Annotated in this window: 16 protein-coding genes; 7 read left to right on the forward strand and 9 right to left on the reverse strand. The window is 59.9% G+C overall.

Going from position 1 to position 24,736, the window contains the following annotated elements; genetic code table 11:
* Positions 1-61: 61 nt before the first annotated feature.
* On the reverse strand, positions 62-1,831 hold the full coding sequence (gene oxc, locus BBDE_RS09400) for an oxalyl-CoA decarboxylase (RefSeq protein ID WP_003838690.1): 1,770 nt from the start codon (positions 1,829-1,831) through the stop codon (positions 62-64).
* A 194-nt stretch (positions 1,832-2,025) separates the two neighbouring features.
* A complete protein-coding gene (locus BBDE_RS09405; RefSeq protein ID WP_012902506.1) occupies positions 2,026-3,858 on the reverse strand; it encodes a hypothetical protein in 1,833 nt (610 codons plus the stop codon).
* A gap of 269 nt (positions 3,859-4,127) precedes the next feature.
* Here BBDE_RS09405 and BBDE_RS09410 point away from each other — a divergent pair, with 269 nt between their 5' ends.
* The 3 genes from BBDE_RS09410 to BBDE_RS09420 all read left to right on the forward strand — a co-directional run bounded on the left by BBDE_RS09410 (position 4,128) and on the right by BBDE_RS09420 (position 8,176).
* The gene (locus tag BBDE_RS09410) at positions 4,128-6,323 is read left to right on the forward strand and encodes an alpha-1,4-glucan--maltose-1-phosphate maltosyltransferase (RefSeq protein ID WP_003838684.1); all 2,196 of its coding nucleotides are present in this window, start codon (positions 4,128-4,130) and stop codon (positions 6,321-6,323) included.
* A gap of 216 nt (positions 6,324-6,539) precedes the next feature.
* Complete coding sequence (locus BBDE_RS09415; protein ID WP_003838679.1) at positions 6,540-7,034, forward strand: inorganic diphosphatase; 495 nt, start codon at positions 6,540-6,542, stop codon at positions 7,032-7,034.
* Between the two features lie 572 nt (positions 7,035-7,606).
* Positions 7,607-8,176, forward strand: coding sequence for a manganese efflux pump MntP (locus tag BBDE_RS09420; RefSeq protein WP_003838678.1), 570 nt, complete (start codon positions 7,607-7,609; stop codon positions 8,174-8,176).
* Between the two features lie 120 nt (positions 8,177-8,296).
* Here BBDE_RS09420 and BBDE_RS09425 read toward each other — a convergent pair whose 3' ends face one another.
* Positions 8,297-9,058: a hypothetical protein gene (locus BBDE_RS09425; protein WP_003838676.1), complete on the reverse strand. Its 762-nt coding sequence runs from the start codon at positions 9,056-9,058 to the stop codon at positions 8,297-8,299.
* 150 nt (positions 9,059-9,208) lie between these two features.
* On the opposite strand from BBDE_RS09425, the gene BBDE_RS09430 reads away from it, so the two are divergent.
* The 4 genes from BBDE_RS09430 to valS all read left to right on the forward strand — a co-directional run bounded on the left by BBDE_RS09430 (position 9,209) and on the right by valS (position 15,152).
* Positions 9,209-9,970: a winged helix-turn-helix transcriptional regulator gene (locus BBDE_RS09430; protein WP_012902508.1), complete on the forward strand. Its 762-nt coding sequence runs from the start codon at positions 9,209-9,211 to the stop codon at positions 9,968-9,970.
* A 48-nt stretch (positions 9,971-10,018) separates the two neighbouring features.
* A complete protein-coding gene (gene nth, locus BBDE_RS09435; protein WP_012902509.1) occupies positions 10,019-10,684 on the forward strand; it encodes an endonuclease III in 666 nt (221 codons plus the stop codon).
* Positions 10,685-10,736: 52 nt separating this feature from the next.
* Positions 10,737-12,281 carry an ABC transporter substrate-binding protein gene (locus BBDE_RS09440; protein ID WP_003838671.1) on the forward strand — a complete coding sequence of 515 codons (1,545 nt, stop codon included), beginning with the start codon at positions 10,737-10,739 and terminating at the stop codon, positions 12,279-12,281.
* Between the two features lie 81 nt (positions 12,282-12,362).
* Positions 12,363-15,152 carry a valine--tRNA ligase gene (gene valS / locus BBDE_RS09445; RefSeq protein ID WP_003838669.1) on the forward strand — a complete coding sequence of 930 codons (2,790 nt, stop codon included), beginning with the start codon at positions 12,363-12,365 and terminating at the stop codon, positions 15,150-15,152.
* 57 nt (positions 15,153-15,209) lie between these two features.
* Here the strand turns inward: valS and BBDE_RS09450 are convergent, their stop codons facing one another.
* From BBDE_RS09450 to BBDE_RS09475, 6 genes are all read right to left on the reverse strand, one after another.
* Positions 15,210-17,273 (reverse strand): hypothetical protein, encoded by a 2,064-nt coding sequence (locus BBDE_RS09450; RefSeq protein ID WP_033489379.1) that lies wholly within the window; start codon positions 17,271-17,273, stop codon positions 15,210-15,212.
* 101 nt (positions 17,274-17,374) lie between these two features.
* A complete protein-coding gene (locus tag BBDE_RS09455; protein ID WP_003838666.1) occupies positions 17,375-17,788 on the reverse strand; it encodes a chorismate mutase in 414 nt (137 codons plus the stop codon).
* A gap of 16 nt (positions 17,789-17,804) precedes the next feature.
* A complete protein-coding gene (locus tag BBDE_RS09460; protein WP_003838663.1) occupies positions 17,805-18,281 on the reverse strand; it encodes an Lrp/AsnC family transcriptional regulator in 477 nt (158 codons plus the stop codon).
* 432 nt (positions 18,282-18,713) lie between these two features.
* Positions 18,714-20,735, reverse strand: a complete 2,022-nt coding sequence (rho, locus tag BBDE_RS09465) for a transcription termination factor Rho (RefSeq protein WP_456318624.1) — start codon at positions 20,733-20,735, stop codon at positions 18,714-18,716.
* Positions 20,736-20,995: 260 nt separating this feature from the next.
* The gene (locus BBDE_RS09470; protein WP_003838657.1) at positions 20,996-22,585 is read right to left on the reverse strand and encodes an NAD(P)/FAD-dependent oxidoreductase; all 1,590 of its coding nucleotides are present in this window, start codon (positions 22,583-22,585) and stop codon (positions 20,996-20,998) included.
* A 203-nt stretch (positions 22,586-22,788) separates the two neighbouring features.
* Entirely contained in the window at positions 22,789-24,720 is a 1,932-nt protein-coding gene (locus BBDE_RS09475; protein ID WP_012902513.1) for a histidine-type phosphatase, read from the reverse strand.
* Positions 24,721-24,736 lie beyond the last annotated feature (16 nt).

Consider the following 24,736-nt stretch of genomic DNA (forward strand, 5'->3'; position numbering starts at 1 on the left):
CACAGACCCGCGGGCGCACGCATCCCACCGTTCGCACGCCCGCGGACTCGCACTCACCTGGTTACATGCGTGCACCGGAGACGTAATCGTGCGAGGTGACTTCGGAATCGACCAGAGGACCGACCACTGGCTTCGGGTTCAGCGCGCCGATGTTGCCGGATTCCTTGCCCGCATATTGCGCGATCTGCACGTGCACGAAGCTCGGACGCCCGGATTTGACCGCTTCCTCGACCATCTTTTCGACATCTTCAGGGGTTGTGGCGTAATAGCCCTTGCCGCCAAAGGCTTCGATCATCTTCTCGTAGTGTGCCTCATAGGTTAGGGTCAGCGGCGACGGGTCGCCATCATTGCCGAGGTTTTCGAAGTCGCCACGGTAGATGCCGCCGTTGTTGAGCACCACGAAGGTGATTGGCAGGTTATAGCGGCAAGCCACTTCCACTTCCATGCCGTCGAAGCCAAAGGCGGAGTCGCCGCCTACGTACAGCACCTTCTTGCCCGTGGAGACCGCAGCGCCGATGGCGTAGCCTGTGCCGCAGCCCATCACGCCCCACGTGCCGCAGTCCAGACGATGACGTGGCTCGTACATATTGATGATGTTGCGGCAGTCATCCAACGAGTTGGCTCCCTCATTGGTGAGGATGAGATCCTCATGGTGACGGTCGTAGACCTTCTTGATGGCGCCAAGCGCGTTGTAGTGCCCCATCGGCACCTGATCGGAGTTCTCCTTCGCCGCGAACTTGGCCACGTTCTTGGCACCGGCTTCCTTCAGCATGCCGAGCCATTCCTCAGAAGCCTTGAACGGGAACTCAGCCAGCGAGCCGTTGAGCATGGTCATGGCGGACCTGATGTCTCCGACCACCGGAACGGCGATCTCACGGGCGTTCTCGATCTCTTCCGGATCGATGTCGATCTGGATGAACTTCACATCCTTGTTCCACAGCTTGCCCTGGCCGAAGGAAAGCATCCAGTTGAGGCGTGCGCCCACCAGCAGCACCACATCGGCGCTGCCCAGGGCCAGGGAGCGGCAGCTGGCGGTGCTGTGCGGATCATCGTCCGGAATCACGCCCTTGGCCATGGACATCGGCTGGAACGGAATGTCGGTCTTCTTGACGAATTCGCGCACTTCCTCTTCGGCGCGGGCCATCGCCGCACCCTTGCCGACGACCATCAGCGGACGCTTGGCCTGACGGAGCAGTTCCAACGCCGCATCAACGGATTCGCGTGCCGGCGGCATGGACGGAGCCGGATCGGTGGCGGTCCACAGCAACCTGTCGGCATCATCCTGGCTCAGCGTCTGGGCGACGGTATCGTCCGGGAAATCGATGTACACGGCACCCGGGCGACCGGAGGAAGCGACATGCATGGCGCGCGCCACGACCAGCGGAATGTCCTCGATCCTGTCCACGCGGAACGATGCCTTGCAGAACTGCTTGGCATAGCTCATCTGGTCAAGACCCTCATATTCGCCTTCGGAAAGATCCACGACGTGGCGGGTGGACGATCCGCCGATCATGATGACCGGATAACCGTTCGTAGTCGCCTCAAGCAATGCCGGCAATCCGTTGAGGAAACCGGGGGCGGATACGGTCAGGGCCACCGATGGCCTGCCGGTAATGAATCCATCGGCCGCGGCCGCGTTGACCGCATCCTCCTCATGGCGCATACCGATGTAGCGCATGCCCATGCCTTGGGCGATGCGGGCGAAATCGGTGACCGGGATGCCGACCACGCCGTACATGTTCCTGATGCCGTTCTCCATCAGGACCCTTGCAAGGTAGTGAGGGGAATCGGTCAGATTCTGACGCTGCACGTTCTCGTTTTCGTCTGTCATTGTTACCTCCAATCAAAACGACAACGTCATGATTGTAGATAGGCAAAAATGTGAATTCGTCGGTAGTAAAAACCGTTCGTCAGTGGCTTAAAATCAACGATTTCCCGGTATCGAAGTCGTATGCTTGATTTTTTTGGAGGGGGTTCCCCGAAGTCTTTCGATAGCACCCCCTATCACATGGATCGAAACACCCTTCATCGACGTTGCACGGCAAACAGCATGAATGCCCCCGTCGCCAGCGCGGCGATCACTATACCAAGCGCCAGCATGAACGAGCTTCCCGTTTTCGGCATCTGCATCTCGTCGGCCGCCACCACCCTGACGCGCTCAAGCTCATCGGCATATGAGCTGACCGTCGCCCCGACACGACTGTCGCCTTCATATTTCCAGACGAATACGTACCAACCCGACTGCTGTGCGCTGATGTGCACCGGATTGCCATGGGCATCCTTTTCACCGTCGCCCACACGAAAGGTGCCGCTGACGGCCGGGTAGTCCCAGGTGCCGATCAACCGGTGATTGTCATCCTCCTCAGGCTCTTCATGGGTGTCCGGCTCGCAATCATCGGCGGCCCACCACACACTTACCTGCGCATATGGCGTATCCGCACCGAATCCATAGTCTTCGTTGCCGGAGAATGTCCCATGATCGTCCGGAAAGCCAGATACGGTGATGCTGTCGGAAATCTCCTGCCCTATCGTTGCGGTTTGTCGATCCGCCTTGGATCGCACCTCGAGCCGTGCACGATTCACGTTCGTCTCCTCGGCGTCGAGGAACGCACTGACCACATCGCCTTCCAACGTCCGTTTGACCGCATCCGTCTGCAGGTCGCGTTCGATGGCCCACACCCATGTACCGAAGCCGCCATCACCTCGCGCCGCATATGCCGTTGATCCAGACGGCTGGGTGACCGCGAGCGCCTCCCGCTGCGGTTGTTGGGCATTCAACGTGATTGAACCGTATGCCGAAGGGGTGTATCCGGCCACCGCAAGCCGTGCTATAAACGTCTGCGCGTCTTCGCCATCATCGGGTACGATGCGTTGACCGAGCCGTTCGCCTTCCAGCCCATCGAAATACCAGCCAGTGGCCTGATATGCGGCGTCTTCCGGCCATGTTTGGCCTTCAGGCATGTCGAGACGTACGGTGTCGCGCACCTCCTGACCTGCATCGACCTGTTTCGAGGCGACCGTCGTCGAAATCCGCGGATGCGTCGGCATGACGACGTCGAAGGTCAGCAGGTCGGCACTGTATTGCGTCTGATCGTCGAAGGTGACCATCTGCTGTGCGGTGGTGGCCTGTTCCGAAGCAAGCCGTTTATAGGTCACCTGAACATTGACGTCGCCGCTGCCGGTCGCTTTCCAATGCAGTCTCTGCGCCTCCTTGGCCGTGACACCCGTCACTTTGGCCTTGTCATTGTCGAATACGGCGGGTCCGCTGATGACGGCGGTGAAACGAATGCCCGCCAAGGAATCACCGTTGGCATTGCGGGCCATGATATTGACGTCGCCCTCACTCAGTCCTTTCGTGTTCTCCCGTGTGACGACCATGGAATCACAGACGTTGGCCGCGGCTTCCTTCCAGAGTTCGTTCACTTTCTGTTCCAGCCCGGCGTAGATGCCGAACAGGTATGTCTCATGACGACCCCAGACGGTCTGATCATCGTAGGCGCGATGTACGAGTACGCCGATGGCGGCATGCAGCAATGCATCGGTTTTCAGACGGTTGCCGTTAATCAACCAGGCCAGACGACGTGAGGTGTCGTCTGAGGCCATGATGACGGAATCGGTGGTGATGTAGTCCGTTTCCATTGCGATTTGCCGACAATAGTAGTTGTGCCCTTGTGTGCCTCGGGCACTTACCCCAATGGTGTATTCCCTGCCATCGAGCGTATATGGGTAGTAGGTTCCCGCCCTGGCTTTTTCCAGCTGAGCGGCTTGCGCCGTCGGACATCCCGCGGCCACGACCATTATCAGTGCCAGCACCATGCTGACGAGGATGGCGAGGCTCCGTTGCTTCATCGCATTCATGACATTTCCTTAGTGAAGATGTTGTCGCACGTTTTTCGTGAGGTAAGTCGAGGGTGCCATATGAGCGTTGCGATGATGGCGATTTTCGGAGGTTGTGGACGACTCAACGTCTGCTTCGGCGTGTTGTGGATAACTTGGTGGCCGAAACAACGCAAGTTATCCACAAAAAACGATTCACCCGACGCAATCGTCGAAGTTATCCACCGAAAAAATGGATTTAGGGTGCATCAAGTTCCCTTCGGGAGCGTCACGCCTCTATAATCGGCGGTATGGCAGTAGAAAAGAGCGCATCCGCGCACACCAGCAAAGCAGCACCGGCAACCGACAAGAAGCCGGTCCGCAAACGTCGTACGACCAAGGCCAAGGCCGCGGTACCACAGGTGGTCGGAGAGGCTCCTGCGCCCATTATCGAACGCACGACACCGGAACAGTTCGGTCGTGTCAATGTCATGGATATCACCCCGGCCGCCGACAACGGCCTGTTCCCCGCTAGGGTGGAGCTCGGGGAAGCATTCACGGTGACTGCCCAGGTATTCATCGAAGGCCGCACCAAGGCCGGCGCCACCGTGTCGGTACGCAGCGCCCGCGGCCGTGAAGTGAGCCGCACCCCGATGATCTGCTCGAACCCTGGTCTGGACCGTTGGACCGCGATGGTCAGCATCGGTGAACACAGTGACCTTAAGCCTTGGGACGCCGACTACGCGTCCGTCAAACGCCAGCTGGGCGATTGGAATGTCGTGATCGAAGGCTGGGAGGACACGTATCAGTCCTGGCTGCATGACGCCGCCATCAAGGTCGAGGTGGGCGATGATGTGGAGAACGCGCTGGAAAGCGGCGCGCAACTGCTCGCCCGTTGGGCCGGCGCCAAGGATTCCAAACTCTCTGCGGCCGACAAGAAGATTCTGCAGGCGGCCGCCAAGACCATAGCCGACAAGTCACTGTCTCCGGCCGACCGTCTCGCCGCCGCCGAAACAGCTGATATCCAGCGCCTGCATGAGACCAATCCGCTACGAGACGGCCTGTCCGAATCGAATCCGCAGCGGTTCCGCGTGGAACGTCCGAAGTCCAGCTTCGCCGCATGGTACCAGTTCTTCCCGCGTTCGGAAGGCGCCTACTACGGCGAAGACGGCAAAATCGTGCAGGGTAATCTCAAGACCTCTCTGGCCGGCTTGGAGCGTGCGGCCGCCGAAGGGTTCAACATCGTGTATCTGCCACCGATCTTCCCCATCGGTGTGACCAATCGCAAGGGACGCAACAATTCGCTGATCGCAGGCCCGAACGATCCGGGCTCCCCGTTCGGCATCGGTTCCGAATTGGGTGGCCACGACACCGTGGATCCGTTGCTCGGCACCATGGATGATTTCAAGGCGTTCTGCGAGCGCGCCCATGAGTTGGGCCTTGAGATCGCGCTTGATTTCGCTCTGCAGTGCTCGCCGGACCACCCGTGGGTCAAGCAACATCCGAACTGGTTCCGCACCAAGCCCGACGGCACCATCGCGTTCGCCGAAAACCCGCCGAAGAAGTATCAGGACATCTACCCGATCGACTTCAACGCCGACATGGAAGGCATCGAGAAGGAAGTCGAACGCATCATGAACCTGTGGATCGAGGCGGGCGTGACCATCTTCCGCGTCGACAATCCACACACCAAGCCGGTACGTTTCTGGCAGGATGTGATTGCCGCCGTGACCAAAAAGCATCCGGAGGTGCTGTTCCTGGCCGAGGCATTCACCCGTCCGGGCATGATGCGCGCCCTGAGCTACGTCGGATTCACCCAGTCGCACTGCTACTTCCCATGGCGTAACGGCAAGGGCGAACTTGAGGAGTACCTCGAGGAGACCAACGGCGACGGCGGTTTCTACCAGCACAACACCTTCTGGCCCACCACGCCCGACATTCTTACCGCCTACGTGCGGGACAACGGCATCGCCGGTCATGCGGTGCGTGCGGTGCTCGCCGCGATGGGAAGCCCAAGCTGGGGCATCTACAACGGCTTTGAGCTGATCGAGAACAAGCAGCGCCCGGGCTTCGAGGAGCAGATCGACAACGAGAAGTACGAAATCAAGGTTCGTGATTGGGCCGAAACCGACAAGTACGGCATTGCGGAGCTGCTGGGTTCGCTCAACAAGATCCGCGGCGAGCACCCGGCGTGCCGCAGCTATCACAATCTGCATGTTCTGCCGAGCGACGATGCGAACATCATCGCATTCCTGCGCCAGACCCCGGCCGAACTGACCGGCACCGGCAAGGCGGATACCGTGATCGTGGTGGTCAATCTTGACGGACACAACGCACATCAGGCCATCGTGCACTTGGAGCGTGGCGAATTCGGTCTGCCGACCGACAAGCCGGTGAAGGTACGCGACGAACTGACCGGCCGCGAGTTCGAGTGGGGTTGGGACAACTTCGTCTCACTCGCACCGTGGGCCGACGTGGCGCACGTGCTGACGGTGGTCGAGGACTGATTCCGCTCAGCCCGTCGCACCTGATTGAACAAGGTCCCCCAAGCGAAAGGCGTCGTGGTACGTTCAGCATCGGAGAGGCCGGCAGGCCGTCCGAGATGCCGATTGCAGCAACAAACTCCATTACGCAACATATCGAATGAACAACACCGATGATGCCCGGAAGCGGGTATCCTAAGTAACGAACTACTGCTGATCACACCGATCAAGGAGAAAACAATGGCAGAAACTTTCAACGTCGTGGTGGAAATCCCGCGTGGATCCAAGAACAAGTACGAAGTGGATCACGAGACCGGTCGCGTGTTCCTGGACCGCACCCTGTTCACCTCTATGGGTTATCCGGATGATTACGGCTACATCGAGGGCACTCTGGGCGAGGACGGCGACCCGCTCGACGCCTTGGTCATGATTCCGAATTCCGTGTTCCCGGGCTGCGTGGTCGAGTGCCGCGCCGTCGGTCTGTACCACATGGTTGACGAAGCCGGTGGAGATGACAAGGTGCTGTGTGTGCCGGCCGATGTGCGTTTCGATGACATCAAGGACGTTGATGACGTTTCCGAGTACCACAAGGCTGAAATCAAGCACTTCTTCGAGCAGTACAAGGCTCTGGAGCCGGGCAAGGAGGTCCTGCCGGGCGATTACTGGACCGGTGTCGCCAAGGCCGAGGAAGAGATCGTGGCCGCCCGCAAGCGCCTCGAAGAATCCGAGAAGTGATTCTTTTCCACAATGAGTAAGGCTCGCCGATATCAATCGGCGAGCCTTTTCTGTTCCCATAGCGGCCCAAAACCTCCATACACTGGAGGAATCACCCCGCTCAAGGCCCTTTCAGCGGCCCAAATCAGCCAGCCACTGGAACAATCCACCCGTTCAAGGCCCACTCAGCAACTAGATTCATCCAGTCACTGGAGGAATTATCCCACTCAAAGCCCTCCCAGTGACTCAAAACCTCCAGCCGGTGGATGAATCACCCCGCTCAGGCCTCTCCAAACGGGATGATTCATCCAGTCACTGGAGGAATCACCCCGCTCAGAACCCATGCAACGACCCGAATCATCCAGCGACTGGAGGATTCGCCCCGCCACATGGCCATATTTTCGCGAGATGCGCTATAGTGGGGTCTTGTAATTCACGGCATGCGAACAGTATTCGCTGAATTCAAAGCCCGCTGGAAGCCATTGGCCCGCGTGCGGCAGTTCTATGTCGGTACCCCTAGGCGTAGGCGGAAATAACGAACCGTCGAGGCCCATCCCGTGGGGAGACCGGCGGGATGAACCTATTTACCAGCTATGTTGATTCAAACCCTACTTATCGCCGTTTCCGTGTCCATGGACGCTTTTGCCGTCTCCATCGGCAAAGGCCTGACCGTCAAGAAGCTGCGCGGCATCGACGCATGCAAAACCGCGCTGTGGTTCGGCGGATTCCAAGCGCTTTTCCCTCTACTCGGCTATTTTGCGGCCTCCACCTTCAGTAAATACGTAACCGCCGTGGACCATTGGATCATTTTCGGACTGCTCGCCCTGATTGGCGGCAACATGGTGCGCGAAGCGTTCGGCGAGGATGAAGAGAACGCCAAGGAGACTGCGGAATTCGATTGGCGCCACATGCTGCCGCTCGCCGTGGCATGCAGCATCGACGCGTTTGCGGTCGGCGTGAGCTTCGCCTTCATGACGCTCAACATTTGGATTTCCGTAATCATCATTGGCGTGACCACCGGCCTGTTCTCCGCCGCGGGACTGTATATCGGCCGTGCATTCGGATTGCGTTGGCAGAAGCCGGCGCAGATCGCAGGCGGCGTAGTGCTGATTCTGATTGGCGTGAAGGTGCTGCTGGAACATCTGGGAATGCTGGCATTCTAAGGGCATCCTTCCTCGGATGCGTTTCCCACGACGGCTAGCTCACCGGCACTCATGGTGAAGGGGTCCGCAATCGCAATAATTGCGGACCCCTTCACCATGTATTCGGCTTCAGAACATATTTCAGAACATGACGGTGGCGAGAGAAGCGATGCCCACCGCAGCACCGGCAAGCATGACCGGCACCAGCGCAAGTCCGATCCATGGTTTGTTGGCTTTCGGATCGGGATCCGCATCGCGCCGCCACAAATAGGAGCACACGCCGAACGCTACGATGACGGCCAACGTCACCACCGAGGCGATCACCCATGCCAACATCGACCCATATTCGGTGGAGGCGGCATTCTCACCGGTATGCACCAACGGCAATATCGTCGGCAGGAAGCACCAGCCGGCGGACGAAATCATCGCAACGCCTTCGAGCACATTATGCGACAACGAACGAATCAGATGCGTACGGTTCTCGCGCGCCATCTGACGGCCAAACACAATCACGATCAGCAGCACCAACAGTCCTCCGACGCCGGCGATCCAACCCTCCTGCATCCAGAACGTGTCACGGTGAGCGATGTCGGCAGGGAAAATCGCGCGCCCCAGCATCATCGTCGTGGCGCACACCACCGACAGCAAACCTGCGATCACGGAGATCACATGCCCGACGGTGCCGTCACGGAACGGACTGAACACCGTAAGCAGCACGATCATCACGACCGAGGCGACGACCGTGTACGAGACGATAGCGGGATTATCGGGGTTTCCATAGGAGATACCGGGAATCAACGCCAACACGACCAATACGACGTAAGCGACGATCTGGATCGCCAGGACCTTGCCGAAGGATCCCCTCGAATCATGCGGACGAGTCGCGGCATCAGTTGCGGACATCTCAGCCCCCTTTTCATAATGTGGTCAAACCGTATGTGCTAGGAACCAATGTAGCCGTAAGTGTCCACATCATGCGTCTACAATCATGAAACACCGGTAACACTGCAAGAGTACAATCGCGGCATCAGCAACAAACCAAAGGGGACTAACGTGACGGACCTTACGCTTATGACGTTCGCTAGCGACCCCGCCACCGTACTTCCCTCCCTCGCCCTGCTTTCGCATCGCGTGCGCGTATTGCCGATGGATGCGGCGAGTTTGGTGAAGATGCCGGAAAACACGATTCTCTTTCTTGACGCACGTGACGATCTAGCCACCGCGAAGACGCTGTGCCGTCTGATTCACGCCTCCGGACTGTCCACGCCGATTGTGCTGATTCTCACCGAGGGCGGCTTCACCGTGGTCAATTCCCAGTGGGGCATCGCCGACGTGGTGGTTTCCACCGCCTCCCCGGCCGAGGTCGAGGGGCGCCTGCGTCTGGTGTCGGAACGTGGCAACGCTCCGACGGGATCCGCAGCCGGAGCCGCCGAAACCGGCGTACAGAACGAGGACGGTCTCATCCGTTCCGGCGATCTGGTCGTGGACACCAATGGCTATACGGCAAGCCTGCGCAGCCATCCGATCGACCTTGCCTACAAGGAATTCGAGTTGCTCAAGTATCTTGTGCAGCATCCGGGACGCGTATTCACCCGTGCGCAGCTGCTGCAGGAAGTATGGGGCTACGATTATTACGGCGGCACTCGTACCGTCGACGTGCATATCCGTAGGCTCCGCGCCAAGCTGGGCGGAGAATATGAGCATGTGATCGGCACCGTGCGTAATGTCGGATACCGTTTCGACCCGCCGGAGGAAGAGGAAGGCGAGAACGCCGCCAAGGCAAGCGCCGCACATGCCGATGCAAGCGAGGCGTAGCGCGTAAAGCATCGCAATCGCACGATCGCCTGAGTAGAATCATGGGCAATGCCACGAGAGTCCAAAGCAGCGCGCCTGAAACGCATGCACCATGAATACGAGGAATTGTGCGAGACGATTCCCGAGCCGAAGTGCGCGCTGAATTTCACCAATCCCTTTGAGTTACTGGTGGCGACCGTGCTCAGCGCCCAGACCACCGACAAGCGCGTGAATATGGTCACGCCCGTGCTGTTCGGCCGGTTTCCGGGACCCGCCGACCTGCAGGCCGCCGATCCCGAACAGGTTGAGGACATCATCCATTCCATCGGCTTCCACCGCACCAAAACGAAGAACATCATCAGACTCTCGCACGACCTGTGCGAACGATATGACGGCACAGTGCCCGATTCGATGGAGGAACTGACCGCATTGCCCGGAGTCGGCCGCAAAACCGCGAACGTGGTATTGGGCAACGCCTTCGACAAACCAGGATTTCCCGTCGACACGCATGTGATTCGTGTGACCGGACGTCTGCACTGGCGTAGTGACTGGGCTTCGCCCACTCCGGATCCGGTGGCCATTGAACGCGAAATCACCGCATGCTTCCCACCCTCGGAATGGACGGACCTGTCTCACCGGCTGATCATGCATGGCAGAACCACCTGTCACGCCCGCAAACCGAACTGCCTCGACTGCCCGTTGAACGATACCTGCCCGAGTGCGTTCAAGGTGTAGATACCGCATGGGAACCAAGCCCGTGTAGTATGCGTCCACTACACTCGGGCATATGCAGAAGAACGGGAAGAAGCAGCGCGATTGGCACGACGCGGCTACACGGTGGCTGATTTTCTTTGGCGTCGCCATCGTATTGAGCGTGATGCTGTGGCTGGGATGCTCGCTGACGAACCGACGCAACCCGATTCCCGTATTCGGCACGCTCACCACGGATTCCACCGTGTCGATCGGCCTGCGCGACGCTCCCGAATCCCTCGACATCCGCACCCAGCAGGGCCATGCCGTGGAACAGGCGCTACTCGGCAACGTTTACGAAACGTTGGTGTCCCGCAGCGAGACCAACAAGCTCCAACCCGGACTGGCCTCATCATGGCAGATCTCCGACGACGGACTGACCTACACCTTCACCCTGCGCAGCGGCGTGAAATTTTCCAACGGCCACTCACTTGACTCGGCCGACGCGGTCTGGTCGTTGCAGAACGCGGTCAACAATCATTATGTCGACGCCGACCAGCTCGACGGATTGCAGCAGGTCGACAATCCCGACGCACATACGCTCGTCATCACCCTGTCCAAACCGAATCCGCGGCTGCTACGCGCACTCAGCGGACGGGCCGGCATCGTATACGATGAGGAAAGCGACAATGACTATGCGAAAACCGCCGTCGGGTCCGGCCCCTTCACCGTGGCGCGTGCGTCGAAATCCGAAATCGTGCTTCAACGCAACGATTCGTACTGGGGCACCAAGGCTGCTTCCTCGCAAATCACCCTATACTATTACTCCTCCGAAAGCTCGCTGACCAGCGCCATGGAAGGCGGCAAAATCAGCATGGCGCTGCCGCTCAGCGCCGACGCCGCCGAAACGCTCAACGCAACGCGCGGCATCAGCGCGGATTCCGGCATCAGCTTCGACAAGGTGATGCTGGCGTTCAACAATGCGAACGAATCCATCCTCGTCGACCAGCAGATGCGCAAGGTCATGCGCTACGCCATCGACGCACGATCAATCGCGAAGACCGCCAATGACTCCTACGGGGCGCTCGGAGGGCCGATCAGCCCTCTGGAAGACGGTTATGAGGATCTGACGGAACTGTTCCCCCACGACCTTACGCAGGCGCAACAGCTGCGCTCCTACTTCGGCACCGGTTACATCGGCACCATCGACCTGCTCATCCCCCAGCAGTACGAAACCATCGGCAACACCGTCAAAGAACAGATCGAACAGCTCGGCGTCTCCGTCAACATGGAGGTCCTTGACACCGCCACCGTGCAACAGCGCGTCAACGACGGCAGCTACACCATCGCGTTGATCACCATGAGCGGCGAGAACGACGCTTCCGTCTTCACCGACGGTCAATCGGTGTTCCATTTCGAAAACGGTGACTGCCAGCGAGCCTATGCGGATGCGCTCGCAGCGACGAACGACGACGATTATCAGGAAAGAATGCGCACCTATGCGCGCACCGTCAGCGAGAACGCGGCCTGCGACTGGCTGTACACGCGCAAGAACTTCATGGCGGTTTCCGACCGGCTGCAGGGATATCCGAAGAATCTGACCGACCGTCTGTTGCCGCTGAGCAGGGTCGCATTGCACTGATTTTTCCGTGTCATTCCGGCGATTGACGAGAATCGTCCGTATTGACGCCAGTTGTCACAATCGCTTTCTAGACTAACGCTTATGACTGAAAGCCAAGCTAATACCATCAATGCGAACCTCACGCCGCTGCCCGACAAGGTCGGCGTGGACGGTCTCGAAGACAAGTGGCGCGGCGTCTGGGACGAAGGCGGAGTCTACAAGTTCCGGAACACCCGCGACCGTAAGGCCGTCTATTCCATCGACACCCCGCCGCCCACCGTTTCCGGCCATCTGCACGTCGGCCACGTGTTCTCCTACACGCACACCGATATAATCGCCCGTTTCAAGCGCATGAACGGCTTCGACGTGTTCTATCCGATGGGCTGGGACGACAACGGCCTGCCGACCGAACGCCGTGTGCAGAACTACTATGGCGTGCGCGTGGACACCTCCCTGAAGTACGATCCGAATTTCGTGCCGCCGTTCGAAGGCACCGACGGCAAGAAGATCGATGCCAAGGATCAGGTGCCGATCAGCCGCAAGAACTTCATCGAACTATGCGAGAAGCTCACCGCCCAGGATGAGAAGCAGTTCGAGGCGCTGTGGCGCTCCCTCGGCCTGTCCATCGACTGGTCGCAGACCTACCACACCATCGGTGAGCATCCGCAGCGCGTGGCCCAGAAGGCGTTCCTGCGCAATCTGGCCCGTGGCGAGGCCTACCAGAAGGACGCTCCGGGCCTGTGGGACGTGACCTTCCAGACCGCAGTGGCCCAGGCCGAGCTGGAATCGCGCGAATATCCGGGCTTCTACCACAAGATAGCCTTCCGTTTCGAAGATGGCACCCCGATCTATATCGAAACCACCCGTCCGGAACTGCTGGCGGCCTGCGGCGCGCTGATTGCGCACCCGGATGACGACCGTTACAAGAAGTATTTCGGCCAGTACGTCTACTCCCCTCTGTTCCGTGTGAAGGTGCCGATTCTGGCGCACAAGGCCGCGGAGATGGACAAGGGCGCCGGCATCGCCATGTGCTGTACGTTCGGCGATGTGACCGATGTCGAATGGTGGCGTGATCTGAATCTGCCGCTGCGTTCCATCATCCAGCGTAACGGCCGTATCGTCATGGATACCCCGGACTGGATCGAAGACGGCAAGGGCCGCGAGATCTTCCAGGAGACGGCCGGCAAGACCACGTTCTCCGCACGTAAGATCATCGTCGATGCACTGCGTGAATCCGGCGATCTGGACGGCGAGCCGACGCCGACCAAACGTATGACGAACTTCTACGAGAAGGGCGATAAGCCGCTCGAAATCGTCACCTCCCGCCAGTGGTATCTCAAGAACGGCGGCACCGACCAGCAACTGAACGCCGAGTTGATCGAGCGTGGCAAGGAGCTGAACTTCCATCCGGACTTCATGCGCGTGCGCTATGAGAATTGGGTGCATGGCCTCAACGGCGACTGGCTGATCTCCCGCCAGCGCTTCTTCGGCGTGCCGTTCCCGCTGTGGTACCCGGTGAAGGAGGACGGCACCGCCGACTACGATCACCCGATCGTGCCGAGCGAGGACATTCTGCCGATCGATCCGACCGACGACGTGCCGGAAGGCTACAGCGAGGACCAGCGTGACGTGCCGGGCGGCTTCACTGCCGAACAGGACATCATGGACACCTGGGCCACCTCGTCGCTCACCCCGCAGATCGTGACCCGCTGGGAGGAGCCGGGCGAAGAGAACCGGGCCATCTTCAACGCCACCTTCCCGATGGATCTGCGCCCGCAGGGCCAGGACATCATCCGTACATGGCTGTTCTCCAGCGTGGATCGCGCGCATCTCGAAAACAAGTGCCTGCCGTGGGCCAGCGCCACGCTGTCGGGCTGGATTCTCGATCCGGACCATAAGAAGATGTCGAAGTCCAAGGGCAACGTGGTCGTGCCGGACAAGCCGATCAAGCAGTTCGGCGCCGACGCGGTGCGCTATTGGGCTGCGGCGGCCCGTTTGGGCTTGGACGCCACCTACGACGAAGGTCAGATGAAGATCGGCCGCCGTCTGGCCATCAAGCTGCTCAACGCCACCAAGTTCGCGCTGGCCATCGGCCGCGAGGACGAGAACCATCATGTGGGCGCTGCGGCCACCGCAAGCTGGAATCCGGCCGACGTGACCGAGCCGCTGGATCGTGCCGCCATGGCCAAGATGGCCCATGTGGTGAGCGAAGCCACCAAGAATCTCAACAACTATGAGCATTCCAAGGCTCTTGAGGTCATCGAGAACTACTTCTGGCAGTTCTGCGACGATTACATCGAGCTGGTCAAGAACCGCGCCTACGGTACCGCCGATTCCACCGGCCATGTGCCGAGCGAGAAGGCCGTGAAGTCCGCACGCACGGCTCTGGGCCTGGGTCTGGACGCATTCACCCGCCTGCTGGCCCCGTACCTGCCGTACGCCACTGAAGAAGTGTGGAGCTGGATGCATGAGGGCGAGGGTTCCGTGCATCGCGCCGCATGGCCGAAGGCCGAGACGTATGCCGCCGCCGCGTTCAAGGCGTCTCCGGAGCTGCTCACCCATGCCGGTGAGGCGCTGGCCGCGCTGCGTGGCATCAAGTCGAAGGCCAAGGTTTCGATGAAGACCCCGATTCTGTCGGTGAAGCTGGGCGTCTCCGACGAGGTGCGCGGCTCCATCGAGAGCGCACTGGCCGATATCGCCGAAGCGGGTCGCGTGGTGGGCCGCATCTCCTTCGTGGGCGCCGCAGCGGCGGCCAAGGCCATCAAGGAGACCGCTGAAGCCGCCAAGGATGCCGCGGCGGAGGCCAAGGCCGAGGCAGAGGCCGCGATCGATGTGATCGTGGCTGACAGCGAACTCGGTGAGCCACCGGCCAAGAAGCCGAAGAACCAGTAAGCCGGAAAGACCCTGGTCGTTGGGCCCTTCTCCCCGTCAGAGGGAGGAGGGCCCGATTCATAGCACGGGAACGGAAAGCAGATACTGGGTGTCGTGACCGGTCGCACCGACCGTGCCACCTGTGATATGACGACTGCCGAGATGTTGGACGGCTTCCTGCAGCATTTCCGCGGCGGAGGCCAGTTCGACGGTCTCATCGATCAGATCGCTGGAATCAGCCTCGATCGGCGCACGCGAACTGACGATGCTGTATGCGCTGATCGGCAGCGACCCCGCACCGGCGGATGCCGCACCCGAAGCACCCGAAACAGCGTCACCTGACGTTGCGGAGTCCTTTGCGTCGCTTTCCGACGAACCGTCCACTCCCCCGACCTTCGCCATGTTCTTCGACGTAGTGTCGGCGGCGGCACCGAACGATGAACGCAATCCGCCGGCGTAGCTCATCACATCATCCATGCTGATGGCGTTCCGGTCGTCCACCAAGCTGTCCGTGGCACCGTCCTCGCTCTGCTGACGAATCGCCTTGGCCTGCGCATGCTCAACCTTGCGTTTGGCCTTCTGTCGGGCCTTCTCGGCTTTTGCGGGCAACGTCGTACCGTCGGACAAGGTGTGGCCGCTGTGCAGGGAGGCAATCCGCACCGTGCCGCGCGTGGTCGTCGCGGAATCCTGGGACGAGGTGCTGGAAGCGTTGGAATCATTGCCGGCGGCATCATCGGTTTCCAACTGATCGGCGAAGCGTACCGCAATCTGATGGAAGGCGCTGGCCTGACCGGTATGTTCGCTGGCATCCGCCAGTGCGTTCATGGCGTCGGCCACGTTGCCGGCGGCCGCGGCAAGTTTCCTGTTCGTGTCGATGCCGCTGCGCACGTCCGCAATCGCCTGACGTTCGTAATGCGAGGCCGTTGCGGCCGTGGCTCCGAGCTCTTTCAAGCGTGCGGTGTAGGCATCGGTGAAATCCATGGAATAGGGGATCATCGCGCTCGATAGCTGCGATTGCCCTGCACTGTAATCCTTGGCGCCCCGTTGCTGTTCCTCGCCGGCGCGTCTGCCCAATTCGCCAAGCAGTCCCGACGTGCCGCGCCGTTCGATGGTACGAATCACGTCGTCCACGGCGTCGGCGGCACCGGCATGCCGGTAGGCGGCGCTCACATCGTTCACCGCGTTGGCGAGATCGACCACGGATCGTGCCACGTCAGTATCGCCGTTGAGTTCGGCGGCGGTGCCTAGAATGGCGGAAAGTTGCGTGGAATCGCCGATCGAACCGGAAAGATGGGTCGTATATGAGCCGACATACGCATCGATATAGCCGTCGAAGGCCTGCTGATGCGTGGCCGTCCGCTCGGCGATGGTCTGCGTGGCCAGTTCCTTTTCCCGGTCGCGCAGTGTTTTCAGCTGTTCGATGAGCTGATGATTGCTTTGCGAGCCGACATTCGTCAGACCATCCACCAGGTTGGAGGCACGGTCCGTCAGATTGTTGAGATTATCGGCAAAATCATCATCGTCTTCGGCCCGCACGGCAGCGACGGCCAATGAACTCATCGTGAAATGCCTGGCATCGACATATGTGGTGAAGGTCAGTTCCTCACCCGGCTCGCCAATGGCGGCGATCAATGTGGAGGAATTGCCGGATATCACGCTCACGCCATCGTCGGATACGACGTCGCTGCCGACGCGGCTGGGAATGGTGAAGGCGACCACAGGTACGAGATCGCGTGCATCGTCGGTAATCGTTTGGGTGGCGCCGTCGACGGCCTTGACCGTCAGACGGATACCGACCATGCCGGTGGCGCCGTTCACCTGCTGCACGCTCACGTCCGGGCCATTCAACGTGAACGTGGCGCTCACGGACCATGGCAGCGATACCGTACCGGCGGCGATGCGTTGGGAAGCCGTGGAGCCGCTGTCCGTCAGATACAGCCGCCCGGGCCGGTCGGCCGCCGTATAGGAACTCATCACGTCATGCGAGGCCACGTCGACGGCATAGCGTCCATCCTGGCGTATCCGGCCTACGATGTCGGATACGCCTACGCCGACCACGGGCAACCCGCACAGTACGACCATCGCGATGGCGGCGGCGCATGCGCGACGCATCGTGCGAACGTTGCGATGACGAATGCACATGCCGGACCTTCTTAGCAGTCAGAATATTGTTCCACAACAAATTGTTCCAAAACAAACAATCTACTGCGCGGTATGCCCGCAGAGTCCGGAAAATGGGCAGATCAGGCGAACACGTCGAGTACGCCCGGATCGCCTCCCGCATCGGCGATGCGCTTATGACGGCGCTTGGCCTCGGTTACCACGAATTCGCGGTACATTTCGGCGATATCGGGGTCAAGACCGGCATCGACGGCAATGCGATGCAACCGTTCGATCTGGTAGTCCTCACGCTTGTAGTCGGCCGGGGCGAAGCCGGCACGCGCCTTGAGCACGCCCACCTGGGACGTGTACTTGAATCGTTCCGCCAACAGCGACACGATGGCCGTGTCGACATTGTCGATTGACTGACGCAACGACTTGATCTTCGCCACGGTTTCGGCGACCTGGGGATCGCCTTGGGCGGTATCCGCATCGATGACGGTTTCGGTTTCGTCCGGTTCTGCTGGCCGAAGCCAGTCGTGTTCGCTATCGCTCATGGTCACCAGAGTACCGCTACTTTGCGAAGTAACGCTGCAGCACGATCGTGGTTTCGGTGCTTACCGGAACGGTTTGGTGAATGACGTTGAGCAGCTCTTCGAGCTTGCTTGGCGATTCCGCACGCACGGTGAGCATGTAGCTGGGCGAGCCGGCCACGGAATCGCACGACATGATGCCATCGACATCGTGCAGTTTTCCCGGAATTTCGGATTCGCACGCATAATCGGTGGGGGTGACCGCGATGTAGGCGCTGACCGGCAGACCTCGCTTCTCATCATCGATGATCGCCTTGTATCCGCTGATCACGCCGCGGCGTTCCAGCTTCTGTACGCGCGACTGCACCGCCGACACCGACAGTCCGGTCGCCTCCGAAAGCTGGGCCAGTGTCGCACGGCCATCCTTCTCCAACATGTTCAGGATGCACGTGTCGATGCCGTCGATCTGGCATGCGATCGATCGCGCGCTCTCCGCAGTGGTGCCACTACTTGTCATAAACGGTCCCTCCTCATACCAAGCCCATGTATCCAATATCGGCAATGCCGATACCCCTAGCGACAATCGGCGTAATACCCCTAACCATACCTATTTCAGTGCACATCACCACGCATCATTTTCGCTACAAGAGTGCCGTCTTTTTGCAGACGCAGCGTTTCACACTGATTATTTCCACCATCACCCTTCTATATATTGCAATATTTACTAATATCAGTTTCAGAAAACGTATTTTTTATTCTTTTTGAAAAATACGAAAATCCTGTTTATATAGTGGCCACGGATCGGAACGCCGCAACGAAGGTGCCGTCAACGCAACACGAAGGGGCATGCAACCCGTTCGTTGCATGCCCCTTGATGGATATCGCACATCAGCCGATGGCCAAGTGTTTCGGCCACGCCCGCAATTGGCGCGGACGGACGTCGGCGCTATCAGTTGCCGCTGGTCACGTTACCGCTCTGCTGAATCAGCGAAGCCATGAAGTCGCGGTTGGTCGCGGTCTTCTTCAGACGCGGCACAAGCGTCTGGTAGGCCTGCTCCGGCTCGAGACCGCCGAGCAGACGGCGCAGACGGTAGATGATCGGCAATTCCTGCGGATCGGTGATGAGCTCCTCGCGACGGGTGCCGGAGGCATTCACGTCGATGGCCGGGAACAGGCGCTTGTCGGCAAGCTCGCGGCTCAGACGCAGCTCCATGTTGCCGGTGCCCTTGAATTCCTCGAAGATCACCTCGTCCATCTTGGAACCGGTTTCCACCAGTGCGGAGGAGATGATGGTCAGGGAGCCACCGTTTTCGATGTTGCGGGCGGCACCGAAGAACTTCTTCGGCGGGTACAGGGCCTGGGCGTCCACGCCACCGGACAGGATACGGCCGGAAGCCGGTGCGGCGATGTTGTAGGCGCGGGCGAGGCGGGTCATGGAATCGAGCAGCACGACCACGTCCTGACCGAGCTCCACGAGGCGCTTGGCACGTTCGATGGCGAGTTCGGCGACGGTGGTGTGGTCGGAGGCCGGGCGGTCGAAGGTCGAGGAGATGACCTCGCCCTGCACGGTACGCTCCATGTCGGTGACCTCTTCCGGACGTTCGTCCACGAGCACGACCATCAAGTGGACTTCCGGATTGTTGGTGGCGATCGCGTTGGCGATGTTCTGCAGGGTGATGGTCTTGCCGGCCTTCGGCGGAGAGACGATCAGGCCGCGCTGGCCCTTGCCGATCGGCGCCACGATGTCGACGAGACGGCCGGTGAGCTTGTTCGGCGTGGTCTCCTGCTTCAAACGCTCCTGCGGATACAGCGGGGTCAGCTTGTTGAACTGCGGACGATTCATCGCCTCTTCCACGGACAGCCCGTTGATGGAGTCGATGGACTGCAGCGGCACGAACTTCTGGCGCTGGTTGCGACGGTCGCCCTCACGCGGAGTACGGATGGAACCGTGCACGGCGTCGCCCTTGCGCAGACCGTACTTCTTGACCTGACCCATGGAAACGTATACGTCATTCGGTCCCGGCAAGTAGCCGGAGGTGCGCACGAATGCGTAGGATTCGAGCACGTCGACGATGCCGGCGACCGGTACGAGGTCTTCCTTCGGCTCCTCGCGACGCTGCTCACGCTCGGCATGGTCGTTGTTGCGATCGTTACGCTCGTTGCGATCGACATCACGGCCACTATCGCGGCCGCGACGATCCTCACGGTCGTCGAAGTCGCGGTCGCGTCCACGCATGCGGCGTCCGCGGCGGTCGGTGCGATCGTTGTTGCGATCGCGCTCATTGCGGCCACGGCCATGACGGGCGTACTCGCCATCCTCGGCATTGGCGTGGTGATTGTCTTCGGCATCGTTCTGCGCGGGCAGAGCGGCGAGAATGTCATCGAGATCGCGCACGACATCCTCATCCTTCGTCTCTTCCACGGGAGTACGGCGGCGACGGCGGGGCTCGTTGTCGAAATCGTCCTTGCGACGGCGACGACGATCCTCCTGCTTCGGTTGGGCACCATCGATATCGAGTTCGGCAAGCAGGTCGGCTCCGCCTTCGGCATCACGACGCTTGCGACGCTCGCGACGCTGTTTCGGGGCTCCGCCCAATGCGTCAAGCGCCTCCACTGCGGCCTTGGCCTCGGCGGAATCCGCCGGAGATTCATCGGCTGCGGGTTCAGTCGAAGCCTTTACGGCCTTCTTACGGCGGCCAGCGGGCTTGTCCGCCGGCATCTCTGCGTGCGCCTGTTCGGCGGGTTCCGTGGATTCGGCGGGCTTGACGTCCAACTCATCGACGGCGGCATCGGCGTCGACTGCGGGCTTTGCCGCTCGAGTGCCCTTCGGCGTACGTACGGTAACGCCGGCCGGCGCTTCGCCGCCGGAACGGGCGGCCCGAAGCGTTGCGAGGAGCTCGGGCTTACGCATGGTGGAGGTACCGCGAAGTCCCATCTGCTTGGCGAGCTCTTTGAGCTCAGGCAATTTCATATCTTCAAGATTTGGGCTTGTTGCCACTGGTTTATGCCTTTCCTTGGCTTCACAGGCACACGCCTGCAACAGCTTAAAAAAGAATTGCGGAAAATCCGCCGTATGAAAGGTTCGCCGCGAATCATCACGGTTTTCGAACTTCGTCAACCATACAACGCAATCCAGACCAACGCAAAAACCATGCGCACGTCGCGCGGCCGACGGCAACGAAAAAGCCCGTCGAGCCGAAGCTCAGCGGGCTGGAGAGGACTCTTCGTCTTCTACTTTTCTTCGTGGTAACTCTTATCGGTGTTGACCGACCACACATTCTTCTTGGAGGTCTTGCCGTTCCTGATGTTGCCGACGGCCTCGATGGCGGTGGCCATGGAGTGGTCCATGTTGTTGTAGCGGTGCTGGCCGTTACGTCCGACGCAGTAGAGGTTGCCGAAGGAGTCGAGGTATTCGACGAGTTCCGGCATGCGATCGTAGGTGTCGAAGTAGGCCGGATACGCCTTCTTGACGCGTTCGCGATGGGAGTCGAGCACGTCTTGCGGACCGTTGATGATCTGCATGCGGGTGAGCTCCTGGATGGCGAACTTGGTGGCTTCCTCGTCGGACATGTTCCAGAAGGAGTCGCCTTCCTCGCAGAAGTATTCGAGACCGATCCACACGGTGTCGTCGACGTCCTTGACCAGATACGGGCTCCAGTTGTTGAAGATCTGCAGACGGCCGACCTTATAGCCCGGATCCTGCACGTAGATCCAGCAATCCGGCACGATCGGCGGATTGCCGAGGGTCGGGATGTCGGTGGTGTTCTTCAAACGCAGATGCTTGACGAGCAGGCCGACGGTCACGAAATCGCGGTACGGCAGGCCGTTGGCGATTTCCGTCATATCGTTCGGAGCGGGCTTGTCGGAGGCGTCCACGGCATTGACGAGATCCTTGACCGGCATGGACGAGATGAAATTATCGGCGGTCATTTCGGTGCGGTTGCCTTCGGAATCCTCATACACGACGGAGGCGATCCTGCCGTTGGCCTGACGGATCTCGACCACATTGGCGTCGGTGATGACCTTCACACCGGCGGCTTCGCAGTTGGCTTCGACGGTTTCCCACAGCTGGCCCGGACCATACTTCGGGTACCAGAACTCTTCGATGAGGGAGGTTTCGACCTCGGAATTATCGCGCTTCTTCGGCATGAGCTTGGCGAAGGCGTTCTTCAGCACGCCCATGATGCTCAGGCCCTTGACGCGCTGCGCACCCCAATCGGCGGAGATCTGCGATGGGTGGCGGCCCCACAGCTTCTCGGTATAGCCCTCGAAGAACATGGAGTAGAGCTTGCGACCGAAACGGTTGATGTAGAAGTTCTCCAGATTGGTTTCCGGCAGCTTGTGCACCATGGACTTCAGATAGCTGAAGCCAGCGACCAGGGTCAATTTCGGACCCATGGCCTTCAACGTGTTGGCGCTCAGCGAGATCGGATAGTCAAAGAAGTGACGGTTCCAGTAGATCCGGGACACACGATGACGCTTGAGCATCACCTTGTCTTCGACTTCCGGATCCGGTCCGCCTGGCTCCATGTCGTGCTCACGGCCGAGTTTCCTGTCGTCATAGCTGGGAGCGCCCTGCAGCGGCAGGACTTCCTTCCACCAGTCCATGATGCGCTCGTCCTTCGAAAAGAACCGGTGACCGCCGATATCCATACGGTTGCCGTCGTGCTTGACGGTGCGGGAGATGCCGCCGAATTCGCGGGTCGCCTCCAACACGGTCACATCGTAGTTTTCGGAGCCACCGTCCTTTGCGAGCTCCCAGGCAGCGGTCAGGCCGGCAGGGCCACCGCCAATAATCACCACGGATTGCTTTTGCGTCACTTTGAGGTCTCCTTATAAAAACAAAATCAGACACAGTCTACTAGAAGGTAAGGAAACGCACATTGCGACATGTGCGGATGCACACAAAATTATTCCCTGAGCCAAACCCATAATCACCCGTACATATCCCCTTGCACATGTCTGATGCCGTCTTCCGATTCATACGGAAGACGGCATCGGGCGATCGTCACAAGCGATCGGCATCAACGACGCATGCGCCACACGCTCAGCGAAACACCGGCCAGCGTCAGCCCGACCGCCAGTACGGCGAGCACCGCAATCGCGCTTCCGGTACGCCCCAGCGACACCGACTGGCCGTTCGTCGCAGACGTCGTCTTACCGGCATCATCGGTCTTACCGGCATCATCCGTCGCCACATCGGTGTCCGTCGTCGTATCGGTGCCAGTCGCCGTATCGGTGTCCGTCGTCGGATCGGTGCCAGTCGTGGGATTGCCGGACGGCTCCGGCGTCGGCTCCACGTCGACCTGTTCGACGATGCGGGCATCCTGTCCGAGCGTCTTATGATCAGCCGCCAGGCAACTCTTCAGCTCGGTCAGCTTGTACCACGTCGAACCATCGGCGATCGGCGTGCATTCGGAACGGAACGCGATCTCGTTCTCGTTGTACAGCATGCGCACAATGGGCGTGTATGCGCTGCCGGTGGCCGGATCCTCACCCTGTTTGGCGTACACATCCCACTGCACGTTCGTAGCCATCGGCGTCACCGATTCGCCACGCCACTCGTTGTTGTCGTAGGTGTACACGTCGGTGGTGGAGGCCGGGGCCTGCTGCGTGGAACCGGGCAATCCAAGCAATGCGGCGAACGGCATCATGGTCTCGGCATGGGCGAACCGGAAGGTCGCCACCGTGGACCCTCCGTTCACCCTCTCGTCGATGGCATCGAAGAAATCATCCAGCAGAGGCTGCGCGATGGAGTAGGTCTCGCTCTGACCGGCGTAGCTCGGCCCCTTCTCGTAAAAATCTTCGGCATCCAACGCCCAGGCGAACAATTTGGCGTCCTGTGCATATTCACCCTGGAAATACTGGTTGAAATCGAAGGTGTGGTCACCGGTGTTCTCGTTCTGCATGTCGGCGGCGATGATATACAGGTTGTACAGGTTCATTGCGGCGTTGTACTCGCTCTTGATCTTCTTGGAGCCTTCGCCGCACGCATTGGCGTCCTTGGACGCGTCGGCGCCCGGCGCGCAGTTCTCGGCACCCTTCTTGGTGCCATCGGCGGTGTTGTACCACGTGTATTCGCCGTTCTCGAGTTTGGCAAGGAATTCGTCGGTGAAGATCTGCGACAGCAGGTCATGCGAGGCCCGTTTGATGTCGGCATTGTCGCCGATGGTCTCCTCGGCACCGGCGATGATCTCATCGTTGGCCACGAAATTCTGATAATCATTCGCGATGTCGTATGCCTTGGTACCCGGCGTCTTTTCCGTACCGTCGGGATTCTGCACCTTATGGAAGTACAAGGTGTCGGGATTCTTCTGGAAATCCTTGCCGTCGCCGGAATCGGCGGGATCCGTCGGCTTGACGACGCTGTCGGTCAGCTTGCCGCCGGAAGCCGCATTGAACCCCTTCTCGAAGTTTTCGCCGGATTCGGTGGCACGCGCCTCGCCGGAGGACTGGTAGGAAATCGTACCGCCATCGACTGCAGCCTGGTCGAACAGCGACTGATTGCGCTGGTACGCGCGCTCGCCGATGCCGTAATGCTGATCCGCACCCTGTCCGGTCAGCATGCCGTAGCCGTTTTCGACGTTGGCCGCGGTGATGTCGTTCAGGTTTTTCATGAACTCGGTTTTGATGGCGTCCGACTTGAATCCACCATCCCGCTCGGCCGCTTCGGCCATCTTCATCAGCAGTGCATCATACTTGTAGCTGGACAGGCCGCGTGATCCGTGACGGGCCATGCTTTCGGTATAGATCGGCTCGTACCCTTCCGGAGCTTTGCTATAGGATGCCACGGTTGCGGCGCTTGGTGCCACATACGGCTGCTTGCTGCTGTAGTATTGGCCATCGGATTCCAGGGCCAGGGCCGGGCAGACCGTTCCCGGCATCAGCATGGCGGCCGCAGCGACGCATGCAACGGAACCGACGATCCTCTTCATCATTCGTGTCGACATCAACATTCACTCTCATCTCATA

This window comes from Bifidobacterium dentium JCM 1195 = DSM 20436 (assembly GCF_001042595.1).
Lineage (GTDB): Bacteria > Actinomycetota > Actinomycetes > Actinomycetales > Bifidobacteriaceae > Bifidobacterium > Bifidobacterium dentium.